The organism is Terriglobia bacterium, from assembly GCA_020073085.1.
Classification (GTDB): Bacteria; Acidobacteriota; Terriglobia; order JAIQFV01; family JAIQFV01; genus JAIQFV01.
Genome location: JAIQFV010000008.1, coordinates 193,254 through 209,231 on the forward strand (window position 1 = coordinate 193,254; position 15,978 = coordinate 209,231).

The 15,978-nt window shown below is 55.8% G+C and carries 11 protein-coding genes; 4 read left to right on the top strand and 7 right to left on the bottom strand.

Annotated elements, in window-relative coordinates; translation table 11 throughout:
* Nucleotides 1–36 precede the first annotated feature (36 nt).
* Entirely contained in the window at nucleotides 37–669 is a 633-nt protein-coding gene (locus LAO21_10290) for a hypothetical protein (GenBank protein MBZ5553099.1), read from the bottom strand.
* Nucleotides 670–1,072: 403 nt separating this feature from the next.
* On the opposite strand from LAO21_10290, the gene LAO21_10295 reads away from it, so the two are divergent.
* The 3 genes from LAO21_10295 (at nucleotide 1,073) to LAO21_10305 (ending at nucleotide 3,549) form a co-directional block, all read left to right on the top strand.
* Nucleotides 1,073–1,876, top strand: coding sequence for a helix-turn-helix domain-containing protein (locus tag LAO21_10295; protein MBZ5553100.1), 804 nt, complete (start codon nucleotides 1,073–1,075; stop codon nucleotides 1,874–1,876).
* A gap of 80 nt (nucleotides 1,877–1,956) precedes the next feature.
* Nucleotides 1,957–2,454 (top strand): VOC family protein, encoded by a 498-nt coding sequence (locus LAO21_10300; protein MBZ5553101.1) that lies wholly within the window; start codon nucleotides 1,957–1,959, stop codon nucleotides 2,452–2,454.
* A 219-nt stretch (nucleotides 2,455–2,673) separates the two neighbouring features.
* Nucleotides 2,674–3,549: a VWA domain-containing protein gene (locus LAO21_10305; GenBank protein MBZ5553102.1), complete on the top strand. Its 876-nt coding sequence runs from the start codon at nucleotides 2,674–2,676 to the stop codon at nucleotides 3,547–3,549.
* Between the two features lie 495 nt (nucleotides 3,550–4,044).
* Here the strand turns inward: LAO21_10305 and LAO21_10310 are convergent, their stop codons facing one another.
* The 3 genes from LAO21_10310 to LAO21_10320 form a co-directional block, all read right to left on the bottom strand.
* Complete coding sequence (locus LAO21_10310) at nucleotides 4,045–5,061, bottom strand: hypothetical protein (protein MBZ5553103.1); 1,017 nt, start codon at nucleotides 5,059–5,061, stop codon at nucleotides 4,045–4,047.
* Nucleotides 5,062–5,396: 335 nt separating this feature from the next.
* Entirely contained in the window at nucleotides 5,397–9,026 is a 3,630-nt protein-coding gene (locus LAO21_10315) for a beta-galactosidase (GenBank protein MBZ5553104.1), read from the bottom strand.
* Between the two features lie 294 nt (nucleotides 9,027–9,320).
* Nucleotides 9,321–9,932: a DNA-3-methyladenine glycosylase I gene (locus tag LAO21_10320; protein MBZ5553105.1), complete on the bottom strand. Its 612-nt coding sequence runs from the start codon at nucleotides 9,930–9,932 to the stop codon at nucleotides 9,321–9,323.
* A 136-nt stretch (nucleotides 9,933–10,068) separates the two neighbouring features.
* Here LAO21_10320 and LAO21_10325 point away from each other — a divergent pair, with 136 nt between their 5' ends.
* Nucleotides 10,069–11,142, top strand: a complete 1,074-nt coding sequence (locus tag LAO21_10325; GenBank protein MBZ5553106.1) for a tetratricopeptide repeat protein — start codon at nucleotides 10,069–10,071, stop codon at nucleotides 11,140–11,142.
* 162 nt (nucleotides 11,143–11,304) lie between these two features.
* Here LAO21_10325 and purF read toward each other — a convergent pair whose 3' ends face one another.
* The 3 genes from purF to purQ all read right to left on the bottom strand — a co-directional run bounded on the left by purF (nucleotide 11,305) and on the right by purQ (nucleotide 15,953).
* Complete coding sequence (gene purF, locus LAO21_10330; GenBank protein MBZ5553107.1) at nucleotides 11,305–12,720, bottom strand: amidophosphoribosyltransferase; 1,416 nt, start codon at nucleotides 12,718–12,720, stop codon at nucleotides 11,305–11,307.
* Nucleotides 12,721–12,768: 48 nt separating this feature from the next.
* Nucleotides 12,769–15,168, bottom strand: a complete 2,400-nt coding sequence (purL, locus tag LAO21_10335) for a phosphoribosylformylglycinamidine synthase subunit PurL (GenBank protein MBZ5553108.1) — start codon at nucleotides 15,166–15,168, stop codon at nucleotides 12,769–12,771.
* 89 nt (nucleotides 15,169–15,257) lie between these two features.
* Nucleotides 15,258–15,953: a phosphoribosylformylglycinamidine synthase subunit PurQ gene (gene purQ, locus LAO21_10340; protein ID MBZ5553109.1), complete on the bottom strand. Its 696-nt coding sequence runs from the start codon at nucleotides 15,951–15,953 to the stop codon at nucleotides 15,258–15,260.
* Nucleotides 15,954–15,978: the final 25 nt, after the last annotated feature.

Genomic DNA, 15,978 nt, shown 5'->3' on the forward strand with positions numbered 1-15,978 from the left:
CATCACTTCCACGGCCAGGCGCGATCCCAAGCTTTCTCACTTGTTGGACATTAGCAATTGCTGCACCCAGTGTGGGGCCTCTTTCTTCGTTTTCGAAGAGAATTGGGCGATGACGCGTCCCGTGTCGGTATCGTACAGCGCGAATGCTCCCGTCTCGTCCCCATGAGGAAATCCGTACTGCATGGCAAGGCATTTACCACCCTTCAAAAACGTCCAGCTCCATATGACGCCATACGAGGAGAAGAGGTACGTCAGCTTGTGTCCCGCCTGATATACGACGAGCTCCATAGGGCAGGGGTAGGACTGCGAACACATCATGTATTCCGCAAGCCAGCCGAGGTGTTGTCGATCATCGGCCAACTGAATGTTCGAAAAGTTGTCTTGCGTCAGAGGGTGTTCGGGGTCCCCGAAACGTCCTCTTTCCTTCGGGATCTCAACTTGGCTTCCATCGCTGTATATGATATGAAGCGGTCCCGGACCGGATGGTGCGTCGGATTTGGAACTCTCATCCTCACTGGTGGCATAAAACCTAACGATATGCGCACCCTTCCCCGGCGTTGCGAGTCGCGTATGGACGTTTGGTGGCTTTGCAGTCGGGGTAGTTTGCGCAACGACAAATGACGGGAGCGTGTTTCCGAGAAGCAACAAAAGCAGGACGCCAGATCTCATTTTGTGCGCCTCCAAATAATCACCCGTAAGCGGCTTCTTGCGGAGGGTCGGCAGTGCACTTTCGCGGCTGACCAATGTCTGGCGTATCGCCCGACGCCACGCGCTTGCTAATTCTGCTCAAGTCCCTGAGAATGCCGCTTCACCTTCCGAGCGGCTGGGCCATTTGTCTTCTTCGAGCGCCATAAACGGAGGAAGCATTCGCCCCCAAGAATAGAGGAAGACCTATTATCCCAGAATTCCGTTTCGAAGATACCATTGATAATAATCCGTCAAGCGAGGCCCTGGTTTCTGTGACCCCCGCCGCCCTGCCCGCCCGCAAAGAACGCGGACTCCCTGGTTAAGCGGGCCCTCCGGGCTTGGGACTTGGCGAAAAACATTATCCTGGGGCATAATAGCTCGACCCATGACGAATGTCGTCCCCCTTTATCACGAATATCGACCCTGCGCGGCCCTGCGGCCTTACGTCCAATGCTTTTGGACACGGGTCTCTGGCGGTCCGCATTTCTCTGCACCCGACGTCCATCGCGTCCTTCCGGATGGGTGTATCGACATCGTGTTCAATTTCGGAGAACCCTGGATCGAGGGGAGTGGTTCTGGCCCCCGCGCGCATCCTGGACGCAGCTACGTGGTGGGGACGATGACACGCTCCCTGCTCGTCGAGCGCGTCAATCGCACTCAGTTTCTCGGCGTCCGGTTCCAGCCCGGCAAAGCGCGCGCCTTTCTGGATTTGATCGCCGCCGAGGTCACCGACCGGAATACCGGGCTCGAGAATATGTGGGGAAATGAGGCCCGGCGGCTCGAAGAAAGATTGGCCGAACTCCCCTCCATTCAGGACCGGCTTGCCTTGCTTGAGGGGGAGCTGCAGCGCCGTTTGCGACCCCGGGCCGTCGAAGACTTCCGGGTTCATTCGGCCGTCGATCTCATTCTCCGTTCACAGGGTTCGATTCCTGTTGAGGAGGTCAGCGCCTCGGTCGGCATCAGCCGCCAACACCTCGCTCGCAGGTTTGAAGAGCATGTGGGCATCCGCCCCAAACTCTTTGCCCGCGTGATTCGATTTAAGAACCTCATCGAACGCGCCCGTCAGCCGAAGTCGTTGGAGTGGGCCACGGCCGCTTTGGAGCTGGGCTATTATGACCAGCCCCACATGATTGCCGACTTCCGGGAATTCACCGGCCTTACCCCCGCCGCCTTTCATCCGGATTCTTAATCCAGGTTCCATTTTTCCAATACAATCGCTGCCCCCTCGTTTAGACTGCCCTCCGTCAAATCAACTGGAGGAGGACAGAAGTGAATCGACTGGGAATTCGTCTTGCCCTGTTCGCCGTTCTCATGGCCCTGCTCACATGGAATGCCTCGGCCCAACCCATCAACGCAAACTGCCAGGAGGGAATACACGTGAAAATTGTTCGTTCAACGCCGATTATGATTGTCGACCACATTGAACCCAGCCTCGATTTCTGGATGAAACGGCTTGGCTATCAGAAAACCGCCGAAGTGCCGCACGGCAACGAGTTGGGTTTCATCCTGCTTGAAAAAGACGGCAACCAGGTGATGATGCAGACCCGGAAGAGCATCGCTGATGACTCGCCGGCAACCCTGGAGCATGCGGCCGAACACACCGTCGTGCAATACATCGACGTCGACTCGCTGGACGAGGTGCTCAAGTGTCTCGAGGGGATGAAGCTGCTCATGGGACCCCGCGAAACCTTCTATGGCGCGCGGGAAATCCTTCTTCGCGATCCGGCCGGTTACGTGATCATGTTCGCCGAACAAAAGAAAAAGTAGGCGCGCTGGATGGACGGGTCCGTCGGAAGCAGACGGACCCGGGGTCGTCAGTGAATAGGGTCCCGTGGGATTCGACATCAGGAACCGGTTATCCCAGCTCCAGCCGGACGCCCGCAAGCAGGGCGTTGATTTCCTTCCTCGTCCTTTTCCAAGTTTCCGAATTCAGGGTACAAATTTTGCCGGATTCAAACTTTTGGATTTTAAGTGTAAGATCTAGCAATGATCAGAACCTTGCGATGGGGCGTATTCCTGGCGCTGCTCGTTTGCTCGTTTCACACTACTCCGGCGCAGACGCCCGCGACCATCGAACTTGTCGCCTACAATAAAGAGAATCAGACTGTCAAAGACCTCAGCACCAGTGATATTGAATTGAGGGTCGATGGGCGTATGGTCACCTTGGATTCCCTCAAGTGGGAAACCAAACGGCCTCCGCGGATGATTCTTCTGGTCGATACCAGCTACACCGCCATGAATAACCGAACCCTGATGAAGGATCTGGTGACGGCCTTCATCGATATCAAGCCGCCCCAACTCGAAATGGCCATCGCCACCATCAACGTGAGCCAGCAGTTCCTGAGTTCTTACCAGAGATCTCCCGACGAACTCGTCAGTACCCTTCAACAAATCAAGTTTGGAGGCATCGCCCCCCTGTCACAAGATATCCTGGCCTCCCTCTCACAGTTCGATTCAAAAACGTCTGGAACGTCGAAAGAAATCCGGAAGGTGCTCGTCGCTTTTTCCGATGGAACGGACGACTCGCCCTCCAACCTGTGGGGCGAGGTCCAGAGAACTCTGGTCAGTCGTGGTTATGCATTCTATGCAATCAATCATATCAAGGCGCTGAAAACCATATTTGATTTTAAGTATCTGGACAAGGAACTGATTCGCCTGACAGAGGAGACCGGAGGGCGGGCATTCCGCCTGAATGGATTGGAAGATGTTGGACGGGTCGCCCGGGAAATATACGATCGCGAAACCAATACTTATCTGGCAACCCTCAACAGTGATGCCAAGGTTTCATCGGCGGATCTGAATCGATTCAAAATCAAATCTCGACGGAAGGATGTTCGTATCGATGTGGTGGCGGTGCATTGAGAACAGGGAACAGGTGTCAGGTGCCGGGTGCCAGGTGGTAGGTTATAGGGAATAGGTGATAGGTAACAATGACTGCAGGCCAGACCTCAAATCCCAGTCCGGGGGTGGTATTTCGCGCTTAACGCGACGAAACTGCTGCAGGGCTCAGTCGCAAGCAAAAACTGAGTGGTGAAGGCATGACGGTCAAAGAGATCATCCGGATTAACAAGACCGATCTCAAGAAACCTCGCCGGAGCTGGCCCCGGAAGCCACAGACACAGGTCCTGCCCCGCAAAACCAGAGCCTCTCGCAAAAAAGAAAAGCAGAACATCCAGGAACAGTGGAGATCAGGGAACCTTGAATAGGGCGCCTAATCCAACTGTTCGAAGGAATGCCTGAATCCACACTTCTCCTCGTCAATCCGAATTCCGCAATCTGAAATTGATTCCGGCGCCAAGGAAGATGGCGAGGCTCCTGCTCGAATGATTCAGATCAGGGGGCTCGCTGGGCGGGTCTTTAACCCGATTTCTTGGCGACAATCTCGTCAGCAATGACGTTGGACGGGACGTTCTTTCTCTTGGCCATGGCCAGGATGGTAAGCGTGCGGTCGTAAATTTTTCGAATCTCTTTGGTGTTATCTTTTTTCCCTTCCAATGTAAATCGGGCGCCGTGGATGATAGCCCCGGCATTGACAATGTAGTCCGGGGCATACACAATTCCGCGATTGACGAGTTCCTGACCCATCTCCGGTGAGGCGAGTTGGTTGTTGGCGGATCCGACGACCGCCTTGGCACGGAGTCGTTTCACATGGACCTCGTCTAGAACTCCCCCGAGGGCGCAGGGCGCAAAGATATCACTGCGAATCGTGAAGATCTCCTCAGGTTCGACCACCGTGGCCTTATACTTCTTCGCCAGCGAATGGGCCAGGCGTCGATCCAAATCCGTTATAATCAACTTGGCCTTTTCTTTCGCCAGCAGCCGGGTGAGGGCGGAGCCTACTTCCCCTACCCCCTGGATACTCACCGACCGCCCTTCGAGCGAGTCTCGGCCCGTGGTGAACTTGAGTGTGGCGCGCATCGCTTCGAGCAGTCCCAGGGCGGTCAGATAACTCAAGTCACCTGCCTTCTTCTCATTGAAGACGAACTCCGATTCCTTGGCCATGGCGGCGAGATCGATCGGCGTAATGCCGAGGTCTCTGGCCGCGAGAAAAGTGCCGTGCATGGATTCAATGATTTCGGCCAGATGAACGAGAGCCAGCTTTCGCTTAAGTCCCTCGTGGTTCCACACGACGCACTTGGCCCCTCCACACGGGAGATCTGCCATGACCACCTTTCGGGTCATCGCTGCCGCCAGACGCAGGGCGTCGTCCATGGCAGCATCTTCGTTGGGATAGTTCCAGAGACGAATGCCACCCAGCGCCCGGCCTTTCCTGAGGGTATGGATCGCCACAAAACCGCGCATCCCGCTCGGTTCGTGCTGAAAGGAAATTAGCCGTTCACAGTTCTCTCTCTGCAGTTTTTCAAAAATGCTCATCGCAGTGATTTAGGAAACAGACCGCACCAGACTGTGTTCTAAGAACTTTCAATCTTGTGGCGCAAGAAAACGGGTTGGGATCGATGACTCCGCAGACACAAATCTACGATCGAATTGGAGACCTAATCATTCGCCTCTAGGACCACAAATAGCCCGAGACTTTCGGGACTATTATTTACAGTTTTCATGATTTGTCAAAAAATTGGAGTGAAAAACCCCAGATATGGCCGGAATATAGCGATAAGATGTCACCATAAGCTATTTATTATCAATGCAGTGCGAAGATCCCCGGGGGTGAAAAAAATAATTTTTGAGAGGACGCCTTCCATCCGGGGTTACTGAGGGAGACGGTAACGGATTCTGTAACTGAAAGTTGAGGTCGCCGAGTCGAACGGCTTGAAATAATTGACAATTTCTCCAGAAAATTCCTTCGGAATCCGCTCGGTGCGGTCAATCAATTGGGCGGTCTCTCCGACGAGGTCCAAAACCAGGGCTGCGGGTCCGCCCAGGTTCGCTTTGTCCACGGAATTTGCCGAAGCAAAGCACTGGGGTGGATTGAGTGATGAAGCATGAGGCGTCACTTGAAATTCGACCTCGAAATATCCGTCGCTTCCGTGAAGCGTGATGGTTTTCTGAATCAGCGCTCCCCCCGGTGTCACATCCGGGGCGTCGTAGTAAAACCGGGCAATTGCCGTCGTCCCGCCGGAGGCCAGGATCTCAAAGCGGTACGAACGATTGTGAAGGCCGAAGTAGCCTCGGATCTGGCGAGGTGCCTTTGACGAGGGTAACTCATTCCGGCATGAAACCTTGTCGCGCAGAGCCCCGACACTTGAAAAAATATTCTTCCGCGTGCGTTTATCAAACAATACGAAAGCGCGCGCCCCTGCGCCCGGTGTTTCAATCAATCTCAATTCGGAATTCTCAAGGACCACTTCCGGGTATCCGTCGCGATCCAGATCCGTGGCATAAGCGACGGCCGTCCCCGGATCGATCGTCACCATGTAGAAGGGCTTCTCAATTGTCTTCTGGCCTCCCTTGAGCACAAACTTCCCCTCAGCAAATTTTGTGGAGGGATTGATCACGCCCTTAAGAAAGAGATAGAGGTTGAACTCATATTCTTCCACGGAACGCGGGTCAACGCTGATCTTCTTCAAAGACGCCCTTAACTGATACCCGTTGACATGGATCTCGACGGTGAGTCTTGCGGGGCGGGACGTCAGATTCTGTACTTCCAGCAATAATTTGGCAGGGGCTGAGCTATTCAGAACGAGGATCGGGGGATCCAACGGGAGATCAAGGCCTTCCCGGACCGGGAGGTGATATGCCGAGCGCAGGTTGACATGAAGTTCGTCGTCCACGGGGACCTGGAGCGGGTGAGTCATGCGAGAGCTCGTGGCCCCGCGATTGTCTTTGTTGTGTTCCGCAACAGGAAACGGTCCTGTTCTGCCGGTCTTCTCGACATCAATAAACTGGAGAGGGATCGGGCCTCCGCTGGCCGGAACTGGCACACGAACCCAACCGCGACTGGCGTCCACACTCGTCGCGAGGGGTTGTCCCTGCACCTCAAACTTCCATTCTTCAGCATCCGAAAGCCTCAGTATGATCACCGCATTCGACGGAGCATAGAGGCCCAGTAGAAAATGCTGCGGCTCGCCTTCCACGGAAAGCAGCTCGGTGTTGGCGGCGACAATTTCATCCTGAGTCTCACCCGCTATAAAATGTCTCAACGGAAGATGGAGGGGAAGAACCAGGGCATCTCTCGGCAACAAGTGGACCTCCGGCACCTCGACGGGTTTGAGGCAGGGATTAGAGGCAGGAAGGGACACCTTCAGGTCACGGGGTGATACGGTGGAGAAGTTTACCAAGCTGATAAACCCGGATCCGGTGCATGCGTGTGTGGTGGCGAGTTCAACCGTCACATCCCGGTCTTCACCGGGAGCCGACTGGAGGGACCACTCCAGGGCCCTGGTCACAGAACCCCGGGCGATCAATTCATTCATAACGGCATTGAGATCGATCGGAGGCCCACCATTCTTTGAAGGCTGCTCACGATTGGGTTGGGGGCCTATCATCGTCATCTCCCCGGGGGACTTCTTTTTCGCTTTCTCCCCCGTCCAACTGTAAAAATCCATCCCCAGAACCATGACCCGGCCCGATCCGACCTTGCGCTCCAATCCCACGGCGGTGGCGCCATCATTGCCAGGGTAGCGTGCAAAAATTTGAAATTCCCGCTCGAACTCCTCCACGGGGCCCATACCCTGGTACAGCTCAATCTCGCCCCGGGGGACCACCTGGGACGCGCTCTTCGACAGGAAGGAGACCTGCCGGCTCTCGTCATTTTGAACCCGGGTCCTCTTCAAGCCCGCGAACCAGTCCCCCAGCTTTCCACTTTGAGGCGCCCTTGGAAAGAAGACCAGGGTTCCGCCCCCTTCCACAAATTCGATCAGCCTCTTTTCAGCGGTTGGGCTGAGCGCCAGACCCCGCTCCGGATCGAACGTGAACACCGGCATCAGCAGCAGCTTGTGGCGGCGCAGTTGTTCAGTGGATTGGTATTCGGGATCCAGATATTCGCTACTGACCTGATTCAGCATGCAGTACCGTTGCAATGCCATCGTCCCGGACGAGATGCGGAGAATCTCCTCCTTAGTCAGTTTCTCCTGGGGCTGGACGGCGCCAAGCGAATATACAATCCCGACATCGGCATGTTTGTGGGTCTGCGCCAGTAGATCACCCATGCCCTGAATGAGGAGCCCATTCCGTCTGACCGGAATCCCCCGCGGCTGGGCATTGGAATTGATGTCCAGGGCCGCCTCCCAGGCGTAGTAGTGGTTGGTCCATGGAACCTCGTAGCCCGCCGGATAGAGCGTGTCCTGAAGAGGAAAATAATTCAACCCTCGCAGCCCGTTGGCAAACAAAGTGCGAGAAGCCAGCAGAGTGTTTTCGGGATCAGAGGGCCGGGCGGAAGTATCATCACCGGGAGCGTACCAGCCAGCCTGAAATTCGATGATCATGGGGGGGAAACGTGGCTGGGTTTTCAACTCCTCGACGAAGAACTGCAAATTCGTCGAATCATCGAACGACAGTGCATTGGCTCCCGGATACATATACCATTGCCCCAAAGCCGCAATCGGTTGGGGGAGCCCGGCGCCAAATCCAGCCGCGCTCACCCGCATATCCGTGGGATTGATGAACGGGATAATGTCATCGGAGCGCCCCCCCGAGTTGACTGCGGCATCCGCGAGGTCCTGCCGAAGCGTGTCCATGTACCGCCAGAAGTTCGGTCCGCTGTAATTAGTGCGATTGATCGCCTGATCATCGTCCAACTGGAAGAACAGGATATTCCCCTGGTGAGAAGAAAGGTACGGCGTGAGAATTTTCATAACGTCAAAGAACCACTTCCGCGTGTAACGAAGGTGGGTCTCATTTTCCAGCCACTGCCGTGAAGCCTCATCGGACTGCGTCGTCGAAAGACCGGAAAGGCTCGGATAACGTCCCTCCAGGATGTCTTGCGGCGATTCTTTATACTCGGGACGCCGGAGCAGCCAGTCAGGATAGCCCCCGTTCTTCCATTCATTCAGAATCACCGGCCCCGGTCGAACGATCAGCTTGAGCCCCAGCTTGGAGATCAATTGCAGCAGCCCCTTCAAATCCCTGCGAGGATTGGAATGCCCATCAAAGTCAAGTTGTCCCTCTTCCGGTTCGTGCCAGTTCCATTGAATATAGAGATCAATGGTATTGATCCCCAGCTCGGCATGACGTCGAAGCGATTTCTCCCACTGGTCCCTCGGTAATCGGGAGTAAAAAAATGCGGCGCTGTGGACAAAGAAAGGCTTGTTGTCGACGCGCAGCTCGGGGTAGGAGCGCACCAGTTCGATCTGAACACGGGCATTCTCTGCATGGGATGGCGAACTGACACCGAAGCAACCGAGGGCACAACAAACCAGAAATGACAGGCAGGTCTTCATAATTGCTCAACCCTGAGGAGGAATTTGAAACTCAATGAAGGCATTTTCTCGAATAGCGGGGCGGAGGCCGGCTAGATTCTCGAAGTGAACCTCGCACGGCTATTCAATCAAACCGGGGGCGGTGTGGCAAGAGAAAACTGAATCGTGCGGCACCAGGGGCCAACCTTGGCCTCGCGGTCTTAACCCGAAACAGAAACTGAAAAGAATGCCGGCGAACCCGCAGCCGAGGGGCGGATCCCCTCGGATCAATGAAAGCTAGAAAGAACAGCAGCGACCATCCCGAGGGTGCTCGATCTATCGGCCAGTGGGGCCTTTCTTCACTCCGCCGATCTCGCGGTAACGGAAGCAATCGATCAGATGATCATTCACCATCCCCGTGGCCTGCATGTGAGCATAGCAGATGGTTGGACCCACGAACCTGAATCCCCTCCGGATAAGATCCTTGCTCATGGCCTCCGATTCTGCAGTCTTCGCGGGAATTTCTCTCAAAGATTTCCAGGCGTTCCGGATCGGTTTATCCCCCACGAACTGCCACAAGTAAGCATCAAAGCTTTCAAACTCCTTTTGAACAGCCAAAAACGCCTTCGCGTTCTGGATCGACGCCAGGATCTTGAGCCGGTTCCGGATGATCCCCTTGTCGGAGAGAAGTGATTTCACCTTCCTCGCGCCGTACCTTGCAATCTTCCCGGCATCAAATTGATCAAACGCCCTGCAGTAATTGGCGCGTCTCTTGAGGATGGTCAGCCAGCTCAATCCCGCCTGGGCGCCCTCCAGAACCAGAAACTCAAACAGCTTTGCATCGTCGTGCTCCGGCACGCCCCACTCCCGGTCATGATACTCGATATACACGGCATCAGAATTGGCCCACGCGCATCGAGTCTTGACTTCATTCTCCAGCCGCACCATGAACTTCCCCCTTTCAAAAGAAACCTCTGCATTCGAGTCGGGCTCGATTTTTGTATGGACTTTTACCCCCCGAAGGATTAGCCTATCGATCTTCCCTTATTCTCGACGGCGTCCTTAAAGGGAAAGGGTGCTTGGAATGACACTGAATCATGCTCAGGCTCGCCTGGCGATGGGTGCTCTGTTTTTGTTGCTTGTTCCCCTGACCGCGGAAGCGCAGGCGGTCGGAAATCGAGGGTCGTCAAGCTCAGGCTCCGGTCAAAGTCCCGTCTATACCATCCGCGGAAAAGTCTACAGCGAATATACCAACATCGTCCCGGAAATTCTCGAGGTGAGGCTTGAGAAGAACTTCACCCCCATCACTCAGGCTTATCTCAGGTCCGACCACGGGTTTGAGTTTTCACGTATCCCCGCGGGCAATTACAACGTGGTCATTAAAGACACCCGGTTTGAGGATATCAACGTTCCAGTGGAAGTCTTCGGGCAGAGTTCCCAAACCTTCTATGTAAACGTCGCATTGACGCTTCGGAAAAACGACAAGAACCAATCCCCGGGGCTCGAGGCCGATGACGATTTGGGAGACACCGTCTCGGTGACGCTCCTCTCCAGCAAGGTCCCTCCCAAGGCGCTGAAACTGTATCGCAAGGCGCTGGAGTTGGATCGACAAAAGAAATATCCGGAAGCGATTGAGGATTTGAAGCTGGCGGTTTCGATTTTTTCTGATTTTTATTCAGCACAGCGAAATCTTGGGGTCCTCGAGTTTACTGACGGAAAGTACCCGGAGTCGATGGCCGCCCTTCAAACCGCTTCAAGGCTGAACCCCGGCTCCGCCAAGGTTCAATACTTTCTCGGCCTGGACTGTCTCAACCTGAACGACTTGGGCACGGCCCTGGGTCACTTTGACAAAGTTATCACGCTCGCGCCCCAGAGAGCGGGGGCCTATTATTTCCAGGGGTATATTTTCTACAAGCAGAATCGGCTCGATCAGGCCGAGAAGAGCTTGAAGAGGGCCCTGGAACTCGATGATAAGTTCAGCAGCTATTCCCGTTTGCAACTCGCCAACGTGTACATGAAGGAATCGCAACTTGCAGCGGCCTATCACCAGATGGAAGTTTTTCTGAAAGAGACCCCGAATGCCCAGGAAGTTTCCCAGGTGATGACGAATCTCAAGATTTTAAAGGAAATTCTGGGCCAACCTCCCAATCAACCCTGACGGTTCTCCGTTCCCCCCTCCAGACGAGTCCCTCCGCCAATCACGAGCATTTGCTGAGATTTCGCGTGCCATCCGGTTCGAGGAAAGTGATGCCATTGGCAGAGCGCGGGTGTAAATACCCCGCTGCGAGAGAATCTGCAAACCCGGGAGGGCAACACGATCTTAGGGGGAGTGCACTGATTCTGGGACCGGGGAAGCCAGCTTAAGCAGAGTACTCTCGGGCAACCGGGTGGGGTACTTTCCGGTAAAACAGGCGGTGCAATAGTGGGGGGCATCAGCTTCCACCGAGCTCTTCAAACCGGCGAAGGACAAGTACGCCAGAGAATCCGCGCCGATGAATTCCCGAATCTCTTCAATGGACCGGTTGGCCGCAATCAGCTCTTTCCTGGTGGGAGTGTCAATCCCATAAAAACAGGGGGAGAGGGTGGGCGGGCAGCTGATGCGCACGTGCACCTCACGGGCGCCTGCCGAGCGCACCATACGCACGATCTTCTGGCTGGTTGTCCCCCGGACGATGGAATCGTCGATTAGAACCACCCGCTTCCCCTCCAGGATCTCCCGCACAGGGTTCAGTTTCACCTTCACACCAAAGTGGCGAATCGTCTGCTTCGGCTCGATGAACGTGCGTCCCACATAATGGTTTCGAATCAGGCCGAACTGAAAAGGCAGTCCGGATTCAAGAGAAAAGCCGATGGCGGCGGACACGCCCGAGTCCGGAACGGGGACAATGATATCTGCGTCCGCGGGCGCCTCCCGGGCGAGGTGCCGGCCAAGCAGTTCGCGGCTGCGTTGGACCGACCGCCCAAACACGATGCTATCCGGGCGGGAGAAATACACATGCTCAAAGATGCAAAAGGAATGCGGGTGATCCTTGACCCAGGGAAGGGTCCTTGTCCCCCCGGATTCCACAACAAAAATTTCACCCGGCGCAACGTCACGAACGTAGGAAGCCTCAATCAGGTCAAAGGCGCAGGTTTCGGAGGCAAAGACCGTCGAGTCTCCCTGCCTTCCCATACACAGCGGCCGGAACCCATGGGGATCGCGAACCGCATAGAGTCGATCCTGCGTCAGGATCAGAACAGAATAGGCCCCCTCGATCTGTCGCAGCGCATCCACCAGGGCCTCTTCGAGGGTGGGAGCCGAAGACCTGGCCATCAGGTGGACGAGGACCTCGCTATCGCTCGTGGTTTGAAAAATGGAGCCCTCTCTTTCCAGCTGAGCGCGAAGTTCCACGGCATTGGTCAAGTTCCCGTTATGACAGAGGGCAATCTGTCCCCGATGACAATCAACCATGATCGGCTGTGCGTTCAATATATCGCTGTCGCCGGCGGTGGAATAGCGCGTATGCCCGATGGCCTGTGAGCCCGCCAGTTGATCCAACTTATCGCGCGAAAAAATGTCCGCGACATAGCCCATGCCTTTTTCACAGAGCATCCGATCGTTCCGGTAGGAGGCAATCCCCGCGCTTTCTTGCCCCCGGTGCTGCAAGGCGTACAAACCCAAATAGGTGAATCGGGCCGCGTCGGGATGGCCAAACACACCAAAAATGCCACACTCGTCATGGAACTTGTCATCCATTCGCGTCGCCTCGCCGATCCTTCCTTTTCCGGCGGCCCGGATCGTGCCTCACCGGACCATCGACAACAATTGCTCCAGTTCATGATCCCAGAGATCAAAAAACGCCTTCAAGGGGGTCTGAATGAGAATCTGTTTTTCGGTTCGCAGGAGCCAGTCTTCTTGTATCACACGCCCCAGGACTTGGAAAGGAATTTTGTGTCGTCCGCAGATCTCGCTCACCGAAGAATGATTCTCCCTGGAAAAAGACACCAGCACCCGGGAGGGTTTCTCATTGAACAGCAGCGCATACAACTCGCGATCCGCATCCGCCGGGAGTTTGATCTCCCACCCCAGGATCCTCTGGCGGCTTGCAAACGACGATTCGGCCAGCGCGATCGCCAGGCCCCCCTCGGAGAGATCATGACAGGATCGCAGGAGTCCGTGTTGGTGGAGATCCAACAAGGCCCGGTGCAACAGGTGCTCAAAATTCAGGTCCACGCACGACACCGTCGATCCCAATTTACCCGTCTCGATTTTTAAAAACTCTGAAGCACATTCCAGAAAGTTCAGCGGGGATAGTGGGGCCACGTCTCCCAGCATAGCGATGAGGTCCCCTCTTTGTTGAAAACCCATGGGAACCAATTGAGCCACGTCTTCGATGACTCCGACCATCCCGATGACCGGGGTCGGAAAGATTCCTTTTCCAAACGTTTCATTATAGAAGCTGACATTCCCGCCGGTGATCGGGGTCCCAAAGATCTCGCAAGCCTCCTTGATTCCGTCAATGACTTCGCTGAACGCCCACATCACCTCGGGTTTCTCGGGGTTCCCGAAATTCAAGCAATTGGTGGCGGCCAGGGGACGGGCGCCTACACTCACCAGGTTCCGGCATGACTCCGCGACCGCCAGTTTCGCCGCTTCCCGCGGATCGATCTGGGCATATCTTCCGTTGCCGTCGAGTGAGAGCGCGATTCCACGGGTCGTGTTTTTGATTCGGATCACTGCGGCGTCGCTGCCCGGCAGGACGCAGGTATTGGTCCGGACCATGTGATCATACTGTTGATAGACCCAACGTCGGCTGCACAGGTTCTCGCTCGATAAGAGACAGCGCAGAACCGTTTCAACCCGGGAAGGGTCACTCCACGACGGGGATCCCGCAAGGGATTCCGAGCGCATCCCATCGATCCCGGGGGTGCGTCCATTCCTGCCCGAAATTTTCTTCGGCGCCTTCTTGGGCCGGCGATACACCGGGGCGTCATTCGCCAGGGACTTTGCCGGGATCTCGGCCACCACCTTGCCATGGTCGCGAACCCGCAACACGCCATCCCGCGTCACCACACCGATTTTGACCGCTTCCAGCCCCCACTTTGAAAAAATGGTTTGCAGTTCTTCCACTCGCCCGCGCTTGGCCACCAGCAACATCCGCTCCTGGGATTCGCTGAGCATGATTTCGTATGGGGTCATGCCCGTCTCGCGCTGGGGGACAAACTTCAGGTCAATCTCAATTCCGGTGCCACCCCGTGCCGCCATCTCACAGGTCGAACACGTCAGCCCCGCAGCCCCCATGTCCTGGATCCCCAGGATACCGCCACTCTCCATCGCTTCCAGACAGGCCTCCAGCAGACACTTCTCAAGAAAGGGATCCCCCACCTGAACATTGGGGCGCTTGGAGGCGGTCGTCTCATCAAACTCGGAGGAGGCCAACAGAGAGGCGCCGTGAATGCCATCGCGGCCGGTCTTGGCGCCTACGTAAATAACGGAATTTCCTATCCCGCCGGCTCGACCCAGAAAGATCTTGGGCTTTTGGGTCCGTGGATCCTTCTTGAAGATTCCGAGGGCAAAAGCGTTGACCAGCGGATTCTGTGCGTAACAATCTTCAAAATAGATCTCCCCGCCCAGGGTGGGAACCCCGAAGCAGTTTCCATAAAAGGCAATCCCTCCTACCACACCCCGCAGAATTCTGCGATTCCGGGCAGCGGTTTCGGAGGGCCCGTCACTTGCTGGAGGGGGAGGATGAATTTGCGCTTTCTCGGCCTCAGGATGGGAGGCGCCCTTGCGAGGATGAAGGGACCCAAAGCGGAGACTGTTCATCGCGGCAATGGGACGTGCCCCCATTGTAAAGATGTCGCGCAGGATTCCGCCCACCCCGGTTGCAGCACCCTGAAACGGTTCGACGAAACTGGGGTGGTTATGCGATTCAATCTTGAAGGCAATGGCGATGCCATCCCCCAGCGTGATAACGCCGGCATTCTCGCCCGGACCCTGCAGCACAGAGGGGCCCCGTGTCGGCAGGCGCTTCAGATGCACCCGCGAGCTTTTGTAGGAGCAATGCTCGCTCCACATGACCGAAAATATCCCCAGTTCAGTGAGTGTGGGCTTTCGACCCAGGATGGAGAGAATTCTGGTGTACTCCTGCCGGGTGATCCCGTGCTGCCGGATTACTTCTGAAGAAATACTGGAGTCAGCCATAAGAGTTATGTGCGTGGCGGGAATGCTGGGCAGGCCCCGGCCAGGGGGCTCGATTCAAGAAGATCGCGGGGATCCCGATGACTCGGACCTTACCGGGCCAACAGACTGCCGACCATGGATTCAAAAATTCCCCGGCCATCCTCGGACCCGAGCAGCAACTCACTGGCCCGTTCCGGATGCGGCATCATGCCCATCACATTTCCCGCCCGATTGCAGATGCCGGCAATATTTCTCGCCGCGCCGTTGGGATTGCACTCCTCGGTGGGATCTCCCTCCGCCGTCGAATACCGGAACACCACCTGCTGGTTCGCTTCTAAATCGTCCAGGGTCCCGGAATCGGCATAGTAGTTTCCTTCCATGTGGGCGATGGGGACCCTCAGGACCTGCCCGAGGGCAAGATTCTGGGTGAAAGGAAGGCCGTTGTTTTCCGTTCGAACATGGACATGTTTACAAATGAATTCCAGTCCCCGGTTCCGCATGAGCGCTCCCGGCAACAATCCCGCTTCGCACAGGATCTGAAATCCGTTGCAAATGCCGAGCACCAACCCTCCGGCATCGGCAAACAATCGGACGGCCTTCATCACCGGGGAGAACTTGGCGATGGCGCCTGTTCGCAGGTAATCGCCATAGGCAAAGCCTCCGGGCAAGACAATGGCGTCATAGCCCTGCAGTCTATCGCTTTCGTGCCAGATGAAATCCACAGGCTGTCCAATGACCCGATGAATCACGTGGTAGGCATCGTGGTCACAATTGCTTCCCGGAAAAACCACTACACCCCAATGCATATCAACCGTCCTTGCCCGCGTTCTT